This is a genomic window from Aliifodinibius sp. S!AR15-10 (assembly GCF_031569985.1).
GTDB lineage: Bacteria > Bacteroidota > Rhodothermia > Balneolales > Balneolaceae > JAMQKA01.
The window spans coordinates 108,203-129,953 of sequence record NZ_JAMQKA010000010.1; the positions used below are offsets into that span (position 1 = coordinate 108,203).

14 protein-coding genes are annotated in these 21,751 nt (G+C 47.2%); 7 read left to right on the forward strand and 7 right to left on the reverse strand.

The window, feature by feature from the left end:
* Window positions 1-264: 264 nt before the first annotated feature.
* Together NC796_RS08905 and NC796_RS08910 are read right to left on the reverse strand one after the other, a co-directional pair.
* On the reverse strand, window positions 265-735 hold the full coding sequence (locus NC796_RS08905) for a hypothetical protein (RefSeq protein WP_310684031.1): 471 nt from the start codon (window positions 733-735) through the stop codon (window positions 265-267).
* Window positions 736-1,057: 322 nt separating this feature from the next.
* A complete protein-coding gene (locus tag NC796_RS08910; RefSeq protein ID WP_310684032.1) occupies window positions 1,058-2,323 on the reverse strand; it encodes a M14 family metallopeptidase in 1,266 nt (421 codons plus the stop codon).
* Between the two features lie 195 nt (window positions 2,324-2,518).
* Between NC796_RS08910 and NC796_RS08915 the strand changes: the two genes are divergently transcribed.
* The 3 genes from NC796_RS08915 to NC796_RS08925 all read left to right on the forward strand — a co-directional run bounded on the left by NC796_RS08915 (window position 2,519) and on the right by NC796_RS08925 (window position 10,136).
* On the forward strand, window positions 2,519-4,438 hold the full coding sequence (locus NC796_RS08915) for a BamA/TamA family outer membrane protein (protein ID WP_310684033.1): 1,920 nt from the start codon (window positions 2,519-2,521) through the stop codon (window positions 4,436-4,438).
* A complete protein-coding gene (locus NC796_RS08920; RefSeq protein ID WP_310684034.1) occupies window positions 4,439-8,911 on the forward strand; it encodes a translocation/assembly module TamB domain-containing protein in 4,473 nt (1,490 codons plus the stop codon).
* A 124-nt stretch (window positions 8,912-9,035) separates the two neighbouring features.
* Window positions 9,036-10,136, forward strand: a complete 1,101-nt coding sequence (locus NC796_RS08925; RefSeq protein WP_310684035.1) for an aminopeptidase — start codon at window positions 9,036-9,038, stop codon at window positions 10,134-10,136.
* Window positions 10,137-10,158: 22 nt separating this feature from the next.
* Here the strand turns inward: NC796_RS08925 and NC796_RS08930 are convergent, their stop codons facing one another.
* Complete coding sequence (locus NC796_RS08930; protein ID WP_310684036.1) at window positions 10,159-11,580, reverse strand: hypothetical protein; 1,422 nt, start codon at window positions 11,578-11,580, stop codon at window positions 10,159-10,161.
* Window positions 11,581-11,751: 171 nt separating this feature from the next.
* Here NC796_RS08930 and NC796_RS08935 point away from each other — a divergent pair, with 171 nt between their 5' ends.
* Complete coding sequence (locus tag NC796_RS08935; protein WP_310684037.1) at window positions 11,752-12,156, forward strand: DUF1761 domain-containing protein; 405 nt, start codon at window positions 11,752-11,754, stop codon at window positions 12,154-12,156.
* Window positions 12,157-12,222: 66 nt separating this feature from the next.
* Here NC796_RS08935 and clpB read toward each other — a convergent pair whose 3' ends face one another.
* Window positions 12,223-14,856 (reverse strand): ATP-dependent chaperone ClpB, encoded by a 2,634-nt coding sequence (gene clpB / locus NC796_RS08940; protein ID WP_310684038.1) that lies wholly within the window; start codon window positions 14,854-14,856, stop codon window positions 12,223-12,225.
* Window positions 14,857-15,364: 508 nt separating this feature from the next.
* Between clpB and NC796_RS08945 the strand changes: the two genes are divergently transcribed.
* Complete coding sequence (locus NC796_RS08945) at window positions 15,365-15,904, forward strand: macro domain-containing protein (protein ID WP_310684040.1); 540 nt, start codon at window positions 15,365-15,367, stop codon at window positions 15,902-15,904.
* 85 nt (window positions 15,905-15,989) lie between these two features.
* Here NC796_RS08945 and NC796_RS08950 read toward each other — a convergent pair whose 3' ends face one another.
* Window positions 15,990-16,766 carry a S1/P1 nuclease gene (locus tag NC796_RS08950; protein WP_310684041.1) on the reverse strand — a complete coding sequence of 259 codons (777 nt, stop codon included), beginning with the start codon at window positions 16,764-16,766 and terminating at the stop codon, window positions 15,990-15,992.
* A 121-nt stretch (window positions 16,767-16,887) separates the two neighbouring features.
* On the opposite strand from NC796_RS08950, the gene NC796_RS08955 reads away from it, so the two are divergent.
* On the forward strand, window positions 16,888-17,253 hold the full coding sequence (locus tag NC796_RS08955) for a DUF2784 domain-containing protein (RefSeq protein ID WP_310684042.1): 366 nt from the start codon (window positions 16,888-16,890) through the stop codon (window positions 17,251-17,253).
* 91 nt (window positions 17,254-17,344) lie between these two features.
* Window positions 17,345-18,718 carry a hypothetical protein gene (locus NC796_RS08960; RefSeq protein ID WP_310684044.1) on the forward strand — a complete coding sequence of 458 codons (1,374 nt, stop codon included), beginning with the start codon at window positions 17,345-17,347 and terminating at the stop codon, window positions 18,716-18,718.
* Between the two features lie 9 nt (window positions 18,719-18,727).
* On the opposite strand, the gene NC796_RS08965 is transcribed toward NC796_RS08960, so the two are convergent.
* Both NC796_RS08965 and NC796_RS08970 read right to left on the reverse strand, forming a co-directional pair.
* Window positions 18,728-19,741: a DnaJ C-terminal domain-containing protein gene (locus NC796_RS08965; RefSeq protein WP_310684045.1), complete on the reverse strand. Its 1,014-nt coding sequence runs from the start codon at window positions 19,739-19,741 to the stop codon at window positions 18,728-18,730.
* Between the two features lie 414 nt (window positions 19,742-20,155).
* On the reverse strand, window positions 20,156-21,655 hold the full coding sequence (locus NC796_RS08970; protein WP_310684046.1) for a Do family serine endopeptidase: 1,500 nt from the start codon (window positions 21,653-21,655) through the stop codon (window positions 20,156-20,158).
* Window positions 21,656-21,751 lie beyond the last annotated feature (96 nt).

The following is a 21,751-nucleotide window of genomic DNA, read 5'->3' on the forward strand; positions in this document are numbered from 1 at the left end:
TCTCATTTCCCAATCCTTTACAAAACAGAAGATAAGAAATAAATGAAATATTAATGCTTCATGAATTGGGTTGTTTACTTTTTAGCGAAGCATAATATGCAGGATTCAAGCTTTTTTAAGAATGGGTGCCGCTGTTTTCTTGCTTCACCAATAGTCGGAGGTGCTACAACGGGAGGGATGAAAAGGTCAAGAAAATTCACCTTAACTACTCGTTGCTTGAGTTCTTGCCCAACACATCGTCAGACAGAAATTTTTTGGGTGGGACTACAGGTAGAAATATATGCCAGCAGTAAGAATAAGGCAGGTAATCATGATGACTGTTGCCTGCTGAATGGGATAGTTGGGAAGGAAACGATAGAGTTTTTCGTCTTCAAAAAAGTCTTTTAGTTGATTTCGCCTGGCTTTCTCTTCTTCATTAAGCTCCTCTTCCCCCACCAAGATTAGATTCGCATCATGTTCAAGGTTTGGGATTCGTTCATTCAGCATCTCCGCTATGTCATGCTCATCGATTTTGGGGAGATCCGCCATAATCAAGTAGACGGGGATGACGATCACAAAAACGGCTACCCCCACAATAGTCTGATCCAGGGTTTCAAATTCTGGCATTACATAACCGCTGAGCGTACCGATTAAAATGGCAAACCCTAGCATGCTGAACAAGGCGCTCACTACCAGCCGCAGTTTCCAGTTCAGCACCAATTCCTTCATTCTGTCTGTATATTCGTTTTTGCCCATAACGTAATTTTATGAGACACAATTTATAGTTTGCAGGATAAAAGACAAATTAATAATCGTTATTGACCAGAGAAATTCCGCTAACTCTACCATTGTTGAACCGTTGAACTGTTGAATTGTTGAGCAGATACCTTGAAGGTCAAAAAGTCGAAGGTCCGAAGGTCTGAGGATCTGGGGTATGGTTTTATCTAGCCCTCTCAACCAGCGACTTTTTTCGTTTATTTTTTGTTGCTAAAAAATGAACAGTACATATCGTTGAAGAATCCAGACTATTATTTGCAGCGGTGGAAGTTCTTCAGTCCTGACCATCGGTTTCACTCATCTAAGAAGGTTCATCGCCATCCTCCATCAGCAGTTTCATCATCAGGTTGGCGGCTTTCCTGGCTACAGCCTTGAGGGTATCACGGTCTGCCCGATCGTCCACTTCGTAAGTCACCGCATCAGCACCAAATGTTTTATGAATCCAGTTTTTCGTGATGGGAGAGCTCGTGTCAAATGGTTCCACCGCAAAGGCTACATCGGGGAATGCCTGCTGGATGGAATCCACAAGCGTATAGGTGAAATTCTCCGGGAACGTGTCAATACTTCGGTTGATGGGATAGAAGATATTTTCGTCGGTAGAGTGAAAATCGATGCCGTAATATACCTTGCGATATGGGTTGTTTTTTACTTCCTGTATCAAATAGTTTCTAATGGCACTCGTTTCCGGCTGCTTGAAATCTGACCAGTCGCGATTTAGGTCTACACCCCCGGCGTTGTGGCGCCAGTGACCGTTGTCGGCCCCGTCGGGATTGGCAAAGGGAAAGGCGATAATCTCAAAACGATTGCGAAACCGGCTGGCAAGCGGGGAAGAGCTGGTGATTTCCTCCAGGAACGCCAGGGTCGCCATCTGGCCGGTAATTTCGGGCGGATGCAGCCTGGAAGTTATAATTACAACACCATGTTTTTGTGTATCACTGGCCTGGGTAATCGTCAACTTTTCAATCGGCCGGCTTTCGTGTGAATATCCGATGGTATCACGCTTTACAAATGGATATTGTGCCAGGTTTGATGCCCACCAGTTGTATTCCTCAGTGCCAAAGATTTCCTGTGCACTCACCCACAACGGTTGGGGACCCAGATCCAGCCTTAGCTGGGCTGTTCCGGCTGCGGTATCCGCACGATATGCTGATCTATCTAGTGAGAACCAGTTTTTGCCATCCAGGCTCAAATCGGGGTAGTAGCGATGTTCTCCATGCTCGTAGGCCAGTTCCACCCATACCGTTTGCGGTCGATCGGACCACGCTTTGAACCCGTACCACGGGCTGTTGTTAATAGGATAATTTTCCGGTTTGATGACGGCCCGGTAAAGCGTATCATTAACTTGGTAAAAATCGTTTAACCGCGTACCGCTGGCTTCGTTTGAAAACCAGATCCCCTCTTCCATGATGCCGATTGTGCGTCGATGCTGAGGTGTTATCTCCTTGTCAGAGGTAACAGTAACACCTTCAGGATCATAGGAAAACCCGGTGAATTCTTCGGTTGAGGAGCAGGAAGTGAAAAGTAAAAGGAACGTGCAGAGCAGTAAGAGTTGTGTAGTGATATTCATTGAATTTGACTAATTGACCATGACGTAAGACTGCAGAAACTAATGTACATTTTTGCTTTTGCGCAACCAATTCCTTTTTGAGTGTTAACGTGTTTGCCTTATACTTGTTTTTCTACAAAGGCATGGGTGATTATAGTAACTTATTAAGTGCAATTCGGTTAATATTTGAGAAAAAAGCAGGTACATACAGCATACTTGAAGAGTTTTTTTATTCTATTCGTCATCTTATTTCTGGAGGTTTTCCCGGGATATGCTTTCCAAAACGGCGTGGATTCTGATGTTATGGATCCCCAGGTCTGGCGGGTTGAAATTGAAGGGAATAAGACCTTTTCTGATCTTGTCATTAAGCAGATCATCGCCACAGAGAGCCCGACGACCTGGGAAAAAATGACCTTTTGGAAACGGGGAGGACATGAATTTAATGATCTCGAGATACAACGTGATGTGATAAGAATACGCCGCTATTACGAACGACGGGGATTCCCGAATGTACAAGTCAGACGCAAAGTGGAAACCGGGAAAAAATCATGGAGGCGAATAGTTCGGTTTATTATCGACGAAAATAGCCCGGTTACTATAACCAGGCTAGACTATCAGTTTAAGACAACGGAAGAGAACCGGGAATATATAACAAGCAGCAGGGCGTATCGGCAGGCTCGCTCTGACCACTCTTTCCAGTTGAATCAACGTTATCAGACGATCAGGGAACCGGATATCATTGGAATGTTCAATAATGCGCTTAAGAATCTGGGGTACGCATTCGCGGATGTCAACATCCTGGCAGAAGTGGACAGTCTGCAGACTACAGCCTCCGTCACTATAGAACTTATGCCCGGGCCCGTTACCTATTTTGACCAGGTGAATGTAACAGGCGTTGAAACAGTCTCGGAAAATTATATTATCCGGGAGGCCGACATTGACAGGGGAGAAAAGTTTTCACAAAACAAACTGGAGCAGGCACAGCGCGAAATATTTAATCACCACCTGTTTCGTTTTGCTACCATTAATGTTCCGGAACAGGAGCACGATTCCACCCTGGCTGTCGACATAAACCTGCGGGAATATCCCCTGCGTTCGATCCAGGTATTGGGCGGAGTAGGTACGGAAGATCTGTTGCGAGGCCAGGTGAGCTGGACACACCGGAACCTTTTTCACCGGGGACACCGGCTGACGGCCACGGCGAGGGCTTCGTTTATTGAACAGTCCCTTAACCTGGATTACTTGTTGCCGTACACCTTCAACACAAAAAGCAGCGTTGTAATCTCCCCGTTTGCCCAGCACGTTTTGGAACGACGGATTTATGAGCTCTTCCATGGGGGCGTGACCAACAGTTTTATCTACCGTTACCGCCAGGATCTTACCGGGACGGTTTCCTATCAATTTACGCGCAATCTTGAGCTCTCCGAGCAGTTTGACGAGGCGTTACCAGATACCACTTTTGAATATAACCTCTCCTCTTTTCAGCTGAGCGGCTACTACAGTCCCGGTTTTACCAGCAGAGAACAGCAGGGATGGGTGGTTCAGCCTTACCTGGAATTTTCAGGCCTCTTCGGAGGAGCGGCCTTCTCATTCCAAAAGTTTTCCCTGGATGTCCGACGATTTACAAAGTTAACCAACTCAACGACACTGGCGACCCGCATGCAATTGGGAGGAATCGGAAGTGTGAAGCAGGACTCCCTTCCGCAGAATATTCGTTTCTACCTTGGGGGAACCAGCTCGGTGCGGGGCTGGGGTCGAAATGAGCTGGGACCCAAGCGCGCCCGGTTCGACAGCACGGATGCATTTTATGCTTATGCTCCAATCGGGGGACAGGCTCAGTTCGGTTTTAACGCCGAAATCAGGCAAAATCTCGATCCTTTTATCAAAGGATTCGGCATGACGGTCTTCCTGGATGGCGGACAGGTATGGCGGCGACTGTACGATCTTCAGAGTCGGCCGATGCAGTTTTCCGTGGGCGGTGGGCTTCGCTACCAGTCTCCAATCGGTCCCATCCGCGTGGATATAGGTTACAAGCTAAATCCCACTGATGAAGATCTGAATATATACCAGGGAACAGACTACGGCGGCAGGTTTGATCGTTTTGGCATTCACTTTAGTGTAGGACAAGCTTTTTAAATGGAAAAGAAGCAGAGGCAACATATCGACCCCCAAAATCGCAGGCGATGGCCGTGGATCGTAGCCATAGGGCTTTTGCTCATAATTATTGGGGGACGCCTGTCGCTGAAAACCGGGATTGTGCACAATTTTGTACGAGATCAGGCTATCAAAGCGGCTAATAACACGCTTAATGGTCAGCTGCAGATCGGCCAGATTCAGGGCGACTTGTGGAAGGAGATAAGAGTTGTTGATATTCACATCACTACGCCGGATACCATTGTTCGAGCAGATACTCTCTATGCCCGGTACGATCTGCTCAGTTATTTTAGTTCAGAATTCCAGGTGGAAGAAGTCCGGGCAGAAAACCCTTGGTTTTCGGTCGTACAAAACAAAGAGGGAAGCTTAAACCTGCAAAAACTGGTAAAAGTATCCCCTGAGCCAGACAGTACAGAAGCAACCCCATTCTTTTTTAAGATTGATCAATTTTCAATAAACAGTGGCCGAATTAAGGGGCAGATCCACTCGCTGGGTGTAGATTCAATGTTCACCGTTCGGAATTTAACACTTGGGGGAGGGATAGCCTATCGGGGAGATCAGTATGATGTTCAGTTGCGTGAGCTTGATTTCCAGGTCAACCAGACCCGGTTGCCACCCGTGGAAGTCAACACCGTAGCACAGGCCACAGAACAGCATGTTACATTGGAAAAGCTGGTCGTAGGAACCGGGCGTTCCGTGCTGGAATCATCCGCCAGGGTGAGCACTGCCGATTCCGCTGCCTCGTTTTCATTTTCCGCAAATCCACTTTCCTGGAGAGATCTTTCGGCATACCTGGATCCATTTCCACTACAGCAGGATCTGCAGGTTGATCTCAGCCTGAGTGGAAATCTACAAGCTTTTGAAGCAGGGCTCGTGGCCGAGGCCAACGGGCTGCGAGAGTTTAATTTGCAAACGGATTTCCGTTGGGATGAATCATTGAGCCTGCATGAGGCGGAGTTGAGTATCGACCAGCTGGATCTCCCCGTTTTACTTGGGGATAGCACTTATCCCAGGATGGAAAGTATCCGTTTTACAACATCTGGCAGGATGGATATTGCGAAGATGGAAGAGGGGGAGCTGAAGGGCCGTTTTTCGGTGGATGATATTAGTCAAGGGGTATATATGCTCGACAGCCTGGACGGTTCCTACTCAGTTCGGCAACAGGATCTGCAAGCTGATATCGCTATAACACGAAGCAAGGAAAATGTACAGGTCGAACTGCAAGCGTCCGAAATTTGGAGTGAGCTGCCGGCGTTCACAGCACGTTTGACGGCAAAGAATATTCAGCCGGAATACTGGACCGGCGATACCACGTATGCTGGAGCCATAAATCTAACTGCCCGTTTCGATGGCAAAGGGTTTCAGCCCGGTAAGCAGGACTGGACCTATGAACTGGATCTCAAAGACAGTAATATCGGGGGACAGCAGCTTTCCCTGGCCTCTCTGCGTGGAACCATTAACGGGCAGCGATTTTCCACGCGTTCGCATGTTCGGTTGAGGCAGAGCGAGTTTAAGCTTCAGGCGGAGGTCGCAAACTACGCTGAAATCCCGGAGTATAACTATGACCTTGTGGTAAACCGTCTCAATTTAGCGGAGTGCAAAGGGTTCGAAGATCTTCCGACTGCCATCAATGCCCGAATCAAAGGGGAGGGTAAATATATTTCACCCGAAGAATTACAATTGAGTTCCACAGTGCGGATCGATTCATCGATCGTCAACAAGGAGTTTATCGAGGAACTGCAGACCGATATCCAGGTTCGTGATACGGTAGCCCAAATAACGAATGGACGGCTTCGAAGCGCTATCGCTGACGGAAATTTTAACGCCCGTTTTCACCTGAAGCGCTGGTACGACATCCAAAACAGTGTTGATCTCGATTTCCAGGTCAAAGATGTCCAGACCTTTGCCGCTTTGGCCGGGGTGCAGACGTTGCAAACCAATGGAAATATTTCGGGAGAGTTGCGCCCGGTCTACGAAGATGAACTGCAGTTTACCGGATCGATAGATTTCGAAAATGTGGTCTACGGGGATATGCTCAGTTCTGAACGAGTGCAGGGAAGTGTGGAGGTGTTGTTACAGGAGCACCCTGAGTATGTCTTAAATCTTGATCTGAATAATCCGGTCATCAGTTCTGTGGTACTGCAGGATTTTGCCACGACTGTACGGGGTGTCATAGAGGCGGACTCCACCCACGGTAACATCCAGTTGATGTTCAGTAGCCCGAATGACAGTCGCATTCAACATTTTGCTACCTATGAAATCGGTCCCCAGAATTCCCTTATACGCACACTGGAACTGCAGATTATCAGTGACCTGCGGCGGCTGACGCTTTCAGAGCCGTTTGATGTTGAGATACGGCAGCAGAGTTTCAGCATGGATACGGCTCGCCTTGCATCGGATGACGGGGCCCTTCTGGAGGCCGCGGTCCCCTACGCCGATTCAACCTTCCAGCGTGGTTACCTCAGGGGGCAAAATTTGAATATGACGGTGATTCAAAATACACTGCTCAATGAGTCCTTTTTTGAGGGGACCCTCTCTGGTCGAATATACATCGAGCGGCAGGGAACGGCGCTTTCTTCCTCGGGTGATCTGATCATAAAAGACCTGGTTTATGAGGGGACTGCACTCGACTCACTGGATATGAGATATATGATAGAAAATGAACGCCTGGAAGGGGGACTGTTACTCTATGACGGGGCAGAGCGACTGGCACGGGGGCAGCTCCGGGTTCCGTTTAAGATTGGTGATCCCAATACCTTTGGCGACACATTTTTTGAAGAGGAGATTTTTGGGGTCCTGGAGGTCAGGGAGCTGGCGCTATCCCGTTTTCAGCAGATGCTTACCGAAGCCGGAATCACCAATACAAGTGGTCTGGCTCGATTTGAAGGGCGGTTGCGGGGCACTGCTGGTCAACCTGAAATGGATGCCAGTTTTCGTCTCCGAAACGCTTCAATTTCCGGGGTAGCTGTCGACTCGGCCCGGGCGACATTCGATTATAATCATGCCGAACGATCCCTGACGATGAACAGCTCAATCATCTCACTGAAACAGAAAGCAGCCGAAATTACGGCAGCTGTTCCGATTTACCTTGATCTGAAAGATTTCAATGTGATTTTGCCCGGACAGGACGATTCAATTCAGGTGGACATAACGACAAACCAGTTTAATGTGGCGTCTCTGAATGATTTTGTAGACCGAACAGAACTGCGGGAAATCCAGGGTCGGCTGGATGGGAGAGTTTCGATAACGGGACCAATGAAAGAGCTGTCGGCCAATGGGAAGCTGAACTTTCAGAAGGGAGCCGTACGGGTTATGGAAGCCGGGGTGAAAATATCGGATATTCGGTCGGTCATCCATTTTAATGGAAGCGAGGTGCAAGTGGAGCAAATTCGCGCTCAGAGTGGCACCGGGTCTTTCCGGGCCAGTGGGTCAATGAAATTTGATGAACTACAGCCGGGCGCCCTCAATATGAAAATGGTGGCAGAGAATTTCCGGGTTGTCAATACACCGGAATACAACGCCATTATCGACATGAATACCTCTTTGAGCGGTACCCTGATGAAACCAGAGCTGAAGGGGGAGCTGAGTTTTGTGAGTGGATTCATCTACCTGCAAAACTTTGGAGAAAAATCGGTGGAATCGGTAGAGCTCGATTCTCTGGAACAGGAGGCAGATTTTGAGTACACTCCGTATGATTCACTCAGTCTTGACCTGGATGTTTCCTTCAATCGTCGATTTTATGTTCGAAACCGGCGGTATCTCGATCTGGAATATGAGCTTGAGGGGCAAGTGGATCTGCTCAAAAACAGGGGAGAAGATCTGCAAATGTTTGGGGCATTGGAAGCAGCCACTGGATATGCCCGTCCCCTGGGTAAACGATTTCAGCTGGAGGAGGGAGTTATCACTTTTAGAGGCGATCCCACGAATCCGGAGCTGAATGTTCGCCATATTTTTGAACCTCCGCAGCAAGAGCTTGGCGATGTCCGGATCTGGTATATTATTGAGGGTACGGTGGAAAGTCCCAAGTTTAAGTACGAAAGCGAGCCCCCTATGGGTCTGGCTGATATCATCAGCTATACCCTTTTCGGCAAACCGTTTTTGTCGCTGGATCCCTGGAAACAGGTGGTGGCCAATTCGGGCAATAACACGGGGGCGGCGGATGTAGCCATGGATGTGCTGCTGGATAAAGTGGAAACCCTGGCGACCCAGCGGCTGGGTATCGACGTGGTTCAGATTGACAACACGCGGAGTGGCGCGAATACCGGTACCTCGATAAAAACCGGTTGGTATTTGAATCCAAAGGTTTTCTTTGCCATCCAAAATGAAATCACTGGTTCCACTCCCGATACTATTTTTATTCTTGAATATCTTTTGAAAAAGAATCTGAAACTGATTATTACACAAGGGAGTGACAGCCAGGGGGGAATTGATATCCGGTGGAATCATGACTACTAGCAAGGCGTGGAGAGTAAAGCGCATGGCGTTTTTAACTGCTTACGCCCTGCTCTGAATAAAATGCCTTAAACTAAAGTTATTGCTATTAATTGTTGAACAATTTAAACCCAAAAAGAGATATAAAATGTATACGAGTCAAGATGCACAGTTAGCCAAAAAAATACTTCACTTTAGCTGTGAGCTGGAGGAGGGCCAAAATGTTTTACTTCAGCTTGTGGGGTTAAATGGAGTTGGGCTGCTGAGAGCCCTGGTAAAGGAAGCACGTGAGATGAATGTCAATCCATTCGTCCAGATTGAGGATACCGAAATCCGGCGTATGTTGATTGAGAATGGCGATAAGAAATTCTGGGAGAAACAGGCTCAGACCGACCAGCTTCCTCTGATGAAACAGATGGATGCCTTTGTTGGGATACGGGCTTCGCAGAATATTTACGAGCAGGCGGATGTCAGCAAGAAAGCAAACAAGGATTATTCCGATTATTTTTTGAAGCCAGTGCATCTCGAGGAACGGGTCAACAACACCAACTGGGTAGTGCTGCGCTATCCTTCCGAGGCTTTTGCCATGAACGCCAAAATGCCTACGGAGAAGTTCCGTGAGTTTTATTACAAAGCCTGTCTGCTGGACTACAGCCAACTCCATGAGGCCATGAAGCCCCTGGAAGAACGACTCCGCAAGACCGATATCATTCAGCTCAAAGGAGAGGGAACCGACATCCAGTTTTCAGTCAAGGATCAGAACTGGATTACCTGCTTCGGCAAGCGCAATATCCCGGACGGAGAGCTATTTTCATCGCCGATCCTGTCCTCCGTCGAAGGCCACATAAGCTATGCTCCTTCAGTATACCAGGGCAAGCCGTTTGAATTCGTAAAGCTGGAGGTGCGTGACGGCGTGGTTGTTGACTTTGACTCCTCCAACAATGATGCACTTGAAGAGATCCTGGATACCGATGCCGGCGCCCGACAGTTCGGGGAGTTTAGCTTTGGACTCAACCCGATAATCAAGGAGCCTATGTACGACATCTTGTTTGATGAGAAGATCTATGGTTCCAACCACTTGACGCTGGGCAAGGATTATGAGGAGGCGCCCAATGGTAACGACAGCAGCATCCACTGGGACCTGGTCTGTATCGGGGCCGACGTATACCTGGATGGGGAGAAGATCCGGGAAGGTCGCAAATTTGTCACGGAAGATCTGCAGGGATTGAACCCGGAGAATTTGGTGTAGTTATAGAAAATCGACGAGAATTTTATTCAGCAGATACCTTCTCATTAAGTGAGGTAAACAGCTTGTCAATCTCATGGTTCATTAAACAGCCGGGATCATCGAGGTCGTCCTCACAGCGAAATTCAGAGACACGGCGTACCCGGTAATCGATAATCTCAGGATTGATATGTTCTACATATCCAGAATCAGAGATATCATTCATACTTGCAGGAAGGGGCAAGAGAATGCTATAATTGTAGTCATTCATCGTATTGAGGTCAGCGGGTAGTTCACATGGGGCTTGCTCTGTAACTTCCTCGTCGTCACTGAATGCGCATCGACGGGCAAGGGCTCGTTGGGCACGTAGTTTAGTTTTGATCTCATCCTGCAATACCCTTAGGGAGTCACCATTCATGTCGGGCCCAAAAACCCAGCCTTCATCATTTGTATCGAGATCTTGTAAGATTTCGGTGATTTCATCATGAATAGTCAAAAGCCGGCCATAACTGACGGCCAGTTGTTCTCGAAAAATGTTGTCGGGTTCATCCCGCTGGCCAGGAAAGTTCGGTAGTGAACGATAGCTTTGAACCATAATCCGGTAGTTATATCCCGCCTCCGCGGCAAGCTGTGGCAACCGGTTGATGGCTTCAACAAAGCCCTGCTGATCGGTGGGGATGGGATTGCCTTGCCCGCCGGTTTGATAATAGCTGATCCTGAGCTCGCTGCTCTTAGAGTATTGTTCCATCTTTTGACTGGCTGCTCCTTCCGCTTCAAATCCCCATCCGGATCCTTTCATTGAGGCTTCAATGGATTCCCTTTCACTATTGCTTTGCTCTGCAAATGAAAGCACCGCATTCAACTCAGCGCCGCTGTAGATAGCGGAAACAAATGCTTCCCCACACTGGCGTTCAAACTCTGGATAATTGCGCGATGCCAGGTTCCTGAAATACGGCGTCAATGCTATAGCCTGGTTTTCGACTTGCTCAGAAGGAGCTGCGAAGATCACACCATTGTTGACCAACGCATGGGCTACAAAGTTCATGTTTTCAGATTTCATCTCTACGTTTTTAGCGTAACTGGCTTTCCCTGATACCTCATAGGCGATAGCTTTTACCTGCATTTCAGCGGTTACATTCATGCTTTGCATCATTTCGCTTCGGTCGGTTACTACCTCCATATTCATACTTTGTTCTTGACCGTCATCCATTTCGGATTGAAAATCTATACAAACGGCCTGGGCTTTTTCTCCCTGATCGTCATGCCATCCCTGACCCAGGCGAACACCGTCAATTGGGTATTCCACCATGCGGGTAAAGCCGTTAGATGGGAAGCCGGTCCCTTCTGAGGGTTCTGTTACTTCATCTGCGGAGGATGGGTGGCATGCGAAAATTGAAAAAGTTAATAGAGTTGTGAGGATGAGAGACCACGAGGTCTGATGCGTAGGATAAGCTGTTGAGAGCCACATAACCGTCTATTTATTTACGTGTAAGTATTTTAATATCATACACTTAAATAATTTTATTATTCAAATACAAAATTATTTACTGGCAAGATAAAGGTTATAGTCCGGTAATTTTCGATTTTACAGAAAATTGCTATACTGGTTAATCAATCGGGAACAAAAAATGAGGTGAGAATGGGAGAACTATTATCAGAACTGAATTGGCTGGCGGCCATCGTTGGTGGAATAGCATATTTTATGATCGGTTGGCTTTGGTACGGACCACTTTTCGGAAAGGCATGGATGAAAGAAAAAGGGATAGAGGAGCATCCTGAGTCTCCAGAACCTATTATTTTTCTCTATTCTTTGATCCTTCAAACTATTGCCGCTATTTCACTGGGACTATTCATTGTAGCCCTCGGGGTGAGTTCCGCTATTGAAGGTCTTTATATCGGGCTGGCGGCTGGTGCGGGGTTTGTACTAACAACTGTTGGCGTAAACGGGATCTACAACGATATGTCACTAAAACTGTTTGCTATTGACGGCGGATACCACCTGGTGGGATTTGCGGCCGCCGGATTGATTATAGGATTGTGGTAAAATATGCTTAAAAAAGTAAGGGGCACGATGCATCGTGCCCCTACATGTATGAATTTATAGGTTTATTTAATCAGCCCATGCTTCTGCGTCATCATAGACCTCTGCAAACTCGATCTCTTCGCCATCTTTGCTGAGGGTGGCCTCGTATTGGGCAGGTCCTTCCTCCTCGCGTTTGATGAGCTCGGTCGCAAGTTTGTCGATGATTTTTCGCTGGATCAATCGTTTCAGCGGACGAGCACCGTAAACGGGATCATAACCGCGTTCGGCCAGCCAATCCTTGACGATATCTGAGACTGAAAGCTCGACATCTTTTTTCTCCAGCATGTCGTATACCCGTTGAAGCTGAATATCCACAATTTCTCGGATATGTTCTTTGTTCAATGGGTGGAACACGATGATATCATCCACGCGATTCAGGAATTCCGGGCGAATTGATTTCTTCAACTGATCCATAAGCTTATCCTGGAGTTCACTGTACACTTCATCGGAAAAGTTACCACCACTTTTTTCAATCTCATCCTGAATAAGGTGAGAACCGATGTTGCTGGTCATGATGATGATCGTATTGGTGAAGTCGACTGTAACGCCTTTGTTGTCGGTGAGCCGCCCCTCATCCAGCACTTGCAGCAGCATGTTGAAGACATCTGCGTGCGCTTTCTCGATCTCATCCAGCAGGATCACCGAGTACGGTTTACGACGTACGGCCTCGGTAAGCTGGCCGCCCTCGTCATATCCGACGTAGCCGGGAGGAGCACCCACGAGGCGACTCACGCTGTGCCGCTCCATATACTCACTCATGTCGATGCGCACCATGGCGTCCTCGTCATTAAAGAGGAAGTTTGCCAGGGAACGTGCCAGCTCGGTCTTACCAACCCCCGTGGACCCGAGGAAGAAGAACGAGCCGATGGGCCGCTGAGCATCCTGGAGTCCAGCACGCGAACGGCGCACAGCGTTGGAAACCGTCTCGATAGCAGGATCCTGCCCGACCACGCGTTTGTGCAGCTCTTCTTCAAGATGAATCAGCTTTTGCCGCTCGCTCTGCAGCATCTTGCTGACCGGTATACCGGTCCACCGTGAGACGATATCAGCGATATCCTCATATTCCACCTCCTCCTTCAGCATCGCGCGCCCTTCCTGGACCTCATCGAGTTGTTCCTTGGTTTCCTCGAGATCTTTTTCCAGCTGTTTAATGGTACCGTAGCGTAGCTCGGCTACCTTTTCGTAATTACCCTCCCGTTCGGCTTTCTCCGCCTGGTTGCGGGACGTTTCGATCGCTTGCTTCAGCTCGCGCGTTTTTTGAATCATTTCGCGCTCGGTGTCCCACTGGTTGCGCATAGTATTGCGCTGTTCTTCCAGGTCGGCCAGCTCTTTTTCAATATTTTGAATCTTTTCATCATTCTGATCTCGTTTCAGCCCCTCACGCTCAATTTCGAGCTGTCGAATCTGCCGCTCAATCTGGTCCAGCTCCTCCGGCATCGAGTCGATTTCGAGACGCAAGCGAGAGGCAGCCTCGTCAATCAGGTCGATAGCTTTATCCGGAAGGAAACGGTCGCTGATGTATCGGTGCGAGAGCTCGGCAGCAGCTACCAGGGCCTCGTCCCGAATTTTTACGCCATGGTGCAGCTCATACCGCTCCTGCAATCCACGCAGGATCGACACCGTATCTTCGACCGTGGGCTCGTTGATCAGCACTTTCTGCATCCGGCGCTCCAGCGCGCGGTCTTTTTCGATATGCTTGCGGTACTCATCGAGGGTGGTGGCACCGATGGCGTGGAGTTCACCTCGGGCCAGCGACGGCTTCAGGATATTGGCAGCATCCAGCGAACCTTCGGCAGATCCACCGCCGACGAGCGTGTGAATCTCGTCAATAAAGAGGATGAGTTCGCCATCTGAGTCGATTACCTCTTTTACGACCGCTTTCAGTCGCTCTTCAAACTCACCCCGGAATTTAGTTCCAGCCACTAGTGCACCCATATCAAGGGCAACAATGCGCTTGGTTTTTAGACTTTCGGGGACGTCGCCGCGGTTGATACGGAGAGCCAGTCCCTCGGCAATAGCCGTTTTACCGACACCGGGCTCGCCAATAAGTACCGGATTGTTTTTAGTGCGGCGCGAGAGAATCTGCATAATGCGTCGGATCTCCTGGTCGCGCCCAATAACGGGATCGAGTTTATTTTTTTCGGCCATCTCATTCAGGTCACGGCCGTATTTATCAAGGGCGTTGTAGCGGCTTTCGGCATTGGGATCATCCACTTTTTGCGAGCCGCGGACGTCCTGCAAAATTTTGAGCACATCGTTCTTTTTGACGCCCTGTTGTTTCAGCAAGCTGCCGGCCTCACCTTTTGACTCAAGCATGCCGATCAACACATGTTCAGAGCTGATGTATTCATCCCCGAGATCGTCAGCCGATTTCTGGGCTTTGTCGAAAAGCTCTTTTGAATTGTTCGAAAGGTACTGGCCGGAAACAGAGGCCCCCTTTACCACGGGCAGTTTCTCAATTCGCTGTTCCAACTCGGATTTGAGCTGGGGAATGCGAACACCTACTTTATTGAGAATAGAATTTACCACATTTTCGGAATCGTTTAGCAAAGCCAGTAGAATATGCGCAGGCTCCACTGCCTGGTGGTTGTTGTTGGAGGCTAGGTCCAGAGCGTTTTGAACCGCCTCCTGCGCCTTTAACGTAAATTTGTTGAAATTCATAACAGTCAGTAATTGATGTTAATATCTTTTGTTTTTCTACTTCTTTATATCACCAATATCGTACCGATCTGGCATCTCTGACGTAATTACAGATTTAAAGTACCAGATATGTCGTTTTGGGGAAAGTGGGAAAAACCGGTACAAACATGTCAGGATAAGTCTGCCTTACCTGCATTTCTCACGAAAAGTTAGTCTGAGTTTATGTAATTCCATGATACACTGTGGGTTACATTGATTTTTAGACTAAAAATATAACAGTGGGTAGCGAGCTACGAAATTGGTCCGTCTGCTGTGTTGAAAGTGGAAATTGCGCACTCAATGTATAAACATACATTTCGCTTGCGATATCCACTTCGCCTTGCATACGAGCCAATTTCTTGATGAGAAATGCAGGCTAACTGTTACTTGGGTGAGGAAAAATGTGTCAGTTTGGAATAAGGTTGAAATTTTAAGTTCGGAATTCTTGCTTTACGTAACAGGTGATAACCTTAATTAAATTATCAATGCCATGGAAAAAACAGAGGTTTCGGGCGTTACCATAGAACTCAAGCGAGGAGACATCGCAAGCCAGAAGGATATTGAAGCGATAGTGAATGCAGCCAATGCACAGCTCAAAACGGGAGGTGGCGTGGCCGGTGCCATTCATCGTGCGGCAGGACCCGGGCTGGCCGAGGAAGCAAAACCGATGGCGCCGATCAAGCCGGGGGAAGCGGTCATCACCGGGGCTCACAACCTGCCCAACGAATATGTTATTCACTGCCTGGGCCCGGTGTATGGGCGCGACAAGCCGGAAGAGGAGCTGCTCGCCAACTGCTACAAGAATGCACTTGACCGCGCAGAAGAAAACGGGATTACAAGTGTCGCTTTCCCTTCTATTTCAACGGGAGCATTTGGCTACCCGATGGAAGATGCCGCTCGCGTTGCTTTTCAATCTGTTAAAGGGCATGCTGAGGAGGGACTTTCTTCTGTCAAACTTATCCGGTTTGTTCTTTGGGGCGAAGATGCCATGAACACGCATCAACAAGTGATGGAAGAAGTATTTGGATAATCCAGCTTATTTTATCGAAAACTCCAAATTACAATTTATCAAAAGGCAAACAGGAAGTTGATATTTGAGATTTGATGCTTGTCATTTATCCCCCGTAAATCTCGTTTAAAACATCGGCAAGTCGAATTCCTGCCTGCAGGAGTCTTTTCTCTACGGTATCGAAATTTTTGTATGTGTATTCATATCCGAGCTCCATATCATCAGGCAGATTGTAGACCTGGTCCCGCAGTTGCATCGATTCCCTGGCCCAGTCCAGCACGCCGGTAGATTGCCACTCGCGAAGTTTCTCTTGCGTTGGGTGATTTATACTCTTGGAAAGTTCAGTATAGCTCAGTTTAGAATCGTCAATCATTTCGCTGTCCCATACGCGATGCAGGTTCGAAGGCTCCCAAAACCATTGCACTTCCACCGCGTTGCCCCCGCGGTCTTCGCCAGTACCCACATGTAACGGCTGGTGAATATCGCCCACTAGGTGAATGAGCATCTTCAGCTTTTTTGCCTCTTCTTCCTTAGATATATCTCCCTGCTTGAGATCACTGATAATATCTTGCAACGCTTTCACCAAGTCGCCATTTGGATTCTTTTCAGTCTCCGCATAGGTTTGTCCATCGGGAATTGTGACCCAGTGCCAGTCGTGCGTATGATCATATTGCGGGTCAGACCGAATTTCATCCATCCAGGTACTGGCCATTGCAAGGGATTCATCGCCCAAAATTTGCTTAATCTCTTTTTTTGCAAGAGGGGTAAGGTACTCGGCAGCGATATCTCCAACCACCCGGTGCCCGGTTCGTCCCCATTTTTCAGCGGAGTGAACGTTATCTACGGTGAATAGAAGGCTAAGCAGGATGATGAGTGTTTTCATTGGATCGCAGGTTGATCTGGCGTCATTATTATTTTTGCAGACAATATGCCTATTTTTCCAGAAGATGGTAAGCCATTTTTTTCTGGTGTCCCTTTGTTAATAATCATTTAACAGTGACAGGATGTATCAATTTTTAGACCTGTTCTTTATTACGTTTCATTCGTTGCTGATACTCTTCAACCTGTTTGGCTGGATTTGGGAGAAGACCCGAAAATGGAACCTGTTGACATTGTCAGCAACCGCTTTTTCCTGGATTATACTCGGCATCTGGTACGGGTTTGGGTACTGCCCGTGTACCCACTGGCACTGGCTGGTGCGCCGAGAATTGGGTTACTACGATATGCCCAATTCCTACATCAAGTTTTTGGTGGATCTGCTGACCGGTTGGGATGTTAACGCGGTATTGGTGGATTGGGCGACGGGAATACTTTTTGGTGCTGCATTCATCATATCGATATATACAAATTTTAAAAGTTGGAAGAAGTAAAAGCTTGCGGGTACTTCTCACATGAATATGTGGTTTAGCTCCTCTCTCTGACAAATATTTTACAAGCAACTATTCAACAGACCAAGGTGATATGAAAAAAATACTATTGGCTATTTTCGTTGTTCTTTTTTGTTGCTCACTAACAAATTTGTTGGCACAGGAAAGCGTTGGCTTCTCAAATCCCGAAGATATTCAGCCGTTGCTGGACTACCGGCTGCCCGACTGGGGCTATTCTAATTTTGGGCTGGATCTGAGTCACATGAGCAGCGTATCTGATTCTAAATATGATCAAAGAAATATATCACGATTCTCCAATACAATACAAATCAGTCCAACATACCGTTTGTACAGGGAATCGGAACAGAAAATTCTAAATTTATTTAGCTCAGTGGGGTTGAATTATAATAATAGTAAAATTGAATCTCGTGGATATGATAATTCGGAACGTCAGACAAAGAATCTCAATATTGATTCACAAATAAATATTTCACTGAAGAATTATCAATCAGAGAATATATTTTTATATGGAGCAGGAGATTTTTCTGTTACTTATAACAGGCGTAAGAATTTTCAGCCCGGAAACACGAGTATAGGACGTGATGTTTCTATAAAACCGGAAATCGGCATTGGTTTTGGCAGGATACGAAATATTAATCCGATGATAAGAGCTGTTCGTTTGGAGGAACGGTTGCGGGCTATAGGACAGGACGCTTTAAACAGGGTGCAATTATTAAACGCAGCCAACCAGTTTACGAAATATGATGGCTATCAAAAGAGTTATGATCGCTCTGAAAAATATTTCTGGCAAGATATGAATCGTGCCACAGGCTCTGCCCTGTCGGGTTTGAAACCGTATGATATGATGTATCTCACCGATATTTTTGATGAAGTGATTGGTACTCGCTTTGAAGGATGGGAACTAATAGCGGGTGTTAGGTTCCGATACACAAACTATTTGGACCGTAAAGACCAAGATAGCTCTCAAGGAAGCACCTCAATTATTAAAACTATTGGTCCATATCTGAGGGGTAGATTGTATCATAATATTTCCTTGAATCATCAAATTGGTGCTTTTGGTTCTTTGAATCAGTCTTACCCTCTTGGAAGTAGCAATAGTGCGGTGGACTACAATTGGAATGCATCAACTACTCTGGGAGTAGAGTGGTTATGGACTGTTTCGGATAGGTGGTTCTTGAATACAGAAGTACGGAATAGATATTCCCGCATTAAACGAACAATTGCTAATGATTTAGGTTCAGGAAATTCGACTAGATGGACGAACAATTTATCATTAAGTAGTTATTTGACATATTTTTTAGAGAATAAACTTGCGATAACCGTTAGATTTACTCCATTCTTATATCATCGTCGTGGTATTACGAGCGATAGTAAAATTATGACAAGAGAGTTTGATATTAATATGTCAGTGGACGTGAAGTATTACTTTATCAGAAATCTATACTAAGAGCATTTTTTAAAAGTTAGTGTCCTTGTCGGATAACTTTTTGAACATCTCTTTCTCTTCATCACTCAGTTTTTCCGGTACCTGCACCATGGCGCGTACAAAGAAATCGCCTTTTTTTGAGCTGTTTTTAAACTCCGGCATACCCATGCCCGGTATTCGGAACAGGTCGCCGCTTTGGGTGCCGGCGGGGATTTTGAGCTTCACCTTGCCGTTAAGGGTCGACACCCGGGTATCGCCGCCAAGCACCGCGGTGTAGAGGTCGATGGGATGATCATGGTAGATATCATTTCCTTTTCGCTGGAAATCTTTGGGCTCTTTCACATTTATTTTCAGGTAGAAATCACCCCGCTGCCCGCCGCGGACACTCGAGCTGCCCCGGCCGCTCACTTTCAGCTTTTGTCCGTCTTTAATGCCCGATGGAATCTTGATCTTCATTTTTTCTTTGCCAATACGCACAGTGCGACTGGTGCCTTCGTAGGCCTCTTGTAAGGATATGTCAATACTGGCAGTTACATTCTTTTTCGTGGATTTGGCCTGTTGTCCAGCTCCCGGTTGCGACCGCGTACGAAATCGCTGGGACCGCGTTTGTCCTTGCTGTGCTTCTGCAAAGGGATTACCTCCGCCAAACAGGCTCTCGAAGAAGCTGGAAAATGGACTGCCGCCCCCGGCACCACCGCCTTGGGCTCGTCCCCCAAAAATGTCGTTCATATCAAAATTAATGCGGTAGGATTGGTCTCCTCCGCCACGGGCATATTGTGACCAGTCGAAATCATCAGCAGTACCACCAGCCCGCTGATAGCGCTTCCAGTCCTTGCCGGCTTTGTCATAGAGTTTACGCTTCTCGGGGTCCTTTAGCACTTCATAGGCTTCCCCGACCTCTTTGAACTTTTCTTCAGCCGAGGGGTCGTCGGGATTCTTGTCAGGATGGTATTTAGCCGCCTTTTTACGGTAGGCTTTTTTAATCTCATCCTGGGAAGCGCCCCTGCTTACGCCCAATATGTCATAATAATCTTTGTATTCCATGAAAACTGAAACTCTTGGCTTTCAAATAATTGCGTAGTGCTTAAGTACTAAAGTACCCACGATTAACAAATAATCGAAAATACTCGTGCACAATATCTAAGTATTAAGCATGCAAAAACAATACCTAGTATCCCCGTAATGCCAGAATTTCACGGGAAAATGCCGGTTTAACCAGAAATAAGGATGATTTAAATTATTTTGTAAGGATTTGCTTTGAAACGTATCTATTAAGTGAGTGAATATGATATGGCATATTTCCTCTCCTGAGGAATCAAGCCCTGGTCGTTTGATAGCGGCCAGGGTAATTTTATTGACTATTTATAGAGTTAAACAATATAGTCAGCTTGACATAAAAAAAGTCCCCGGCGGGATAGACCGGGGACCAGGGATTGTGTAGGTAGGCTCTTGTAAAATTTAAATCTCGAATGCGATAAACAGGCCGTTGCCCTGGCGGATAATGCGCATTAATACGACTTGGTTCTCTTGCTGGGTTAGCTCACTCATAATTCTATTGAAGTCTTCTACATTCTGGACTTGCTCTTTCGCAATGCTGGTGATGACATCACCCTGTCGGAGACCTTGCCGGGCGGCATTGCTGTTGCGGTTGATGCCGGTGACGACGACCCCATTTATATTTGGATCAAGCTGAAGTTCTTCTGCAATTGCCGGAGTGATATTCCGGACGTTGAAGCCAATGCTCTCTTCAAGGTTTTGATCCGGTGCTCCTCGTTGCTGTTGTCCGGCAGAAGCTTGTAATTCTTCAGGAAATTCCCCCAGCGTAACAGTTACAGTTTGTTCATCTCCGTCGCGCAAGACACCGAGCTCTACGGTATCACCCGGCCTTTTGCTGGCAATGGCGGTGCGGAAAGACAGCCATCCTTCCACTGTCTTGCCGTCCAACGTTCTAATGACGTCGCCCTCTTTCAGGCCAGATTCAGCTGCTGGAGTATTTTCCTGAACTCCTCCAACAATCACACCTTGTGGCTTATCAAGTCCCAGCGCTCTGGCCATCGTTCTGTCAACGCCGTCACCCGTAATTCCGAGATATCCGCGTTGCACTTCGCCGGTTTCAATTAGTTGATTCATAATATTCTTCGCCAGGTTAGCGGGGATGGCAAACCCGATGCCTTGGTTACCGCCGGAGCGTGAGAGAATCGCTGTATTAATTCCTACTAATTCCCCATCTAGATTGATAAGTGCACCACCGGAGTTTCCGGGGTTAATGGCGGCGTCAGTCTGGATAAAGTTCTGGTATCCACCGGTGCGTCGGGCCATCATTTCGTTGGTTCGCCCCTTGCCTGAAACAATACCGAAGGAAACGGAGTGGGCCAGCTCTTCTCCAAACGGGCTGCCGATCGCCATCACGAATTCACCCACACGCAGATCATCGCTGTTTCCCAGTTCAATGGTAGGTAAGTTCTCAGCATTGATCTTCAGTACCGCAATATCTGTCTGGGGATCCGTTCCAACTACTTCGGCTTCCAATACGTCGCCGTTAACTGTCTCAACATTTATGCTTTCGGCAGCTTCCACAACGTGGTTATTGGTCAGGATGTATCCGTCTTCCGATACGATTACGCCGGAGCCCAAACCACTGACTTCTCGTTCTCCGCCGCCCCCACGGGGATCTTCACCAAAGAAGCGGAAAAGAGGGTTTTCCGGGGTCTCAATGGTTTGTGTAGTGAAAATTGTCACAACCGCCGGTTTTGTCTTTTCCGCAATGTTGACAATGGCATCATTCAAATCCTTTAAGCTGTTAACAGGTGTATCCTGAGCGGCTTGTACCTCGGTATCAAAGTCGGGCAGGCTTATGATTGAAGCCTGACTCGATCCTTCGAAATCCACAGTATAGAACCCGACCAGAATAAGCGCTAATGCTAGGATAGCAAATAGTGATTTATTCATTCGATTCATGAGAAACTCCATTTTGGAAATTAATACCTGGAAAAAATGTTTTTAAAGATTCAGTTCCTTTAACTAACGGTCGTTGTTAATTATTGTATTACTTCT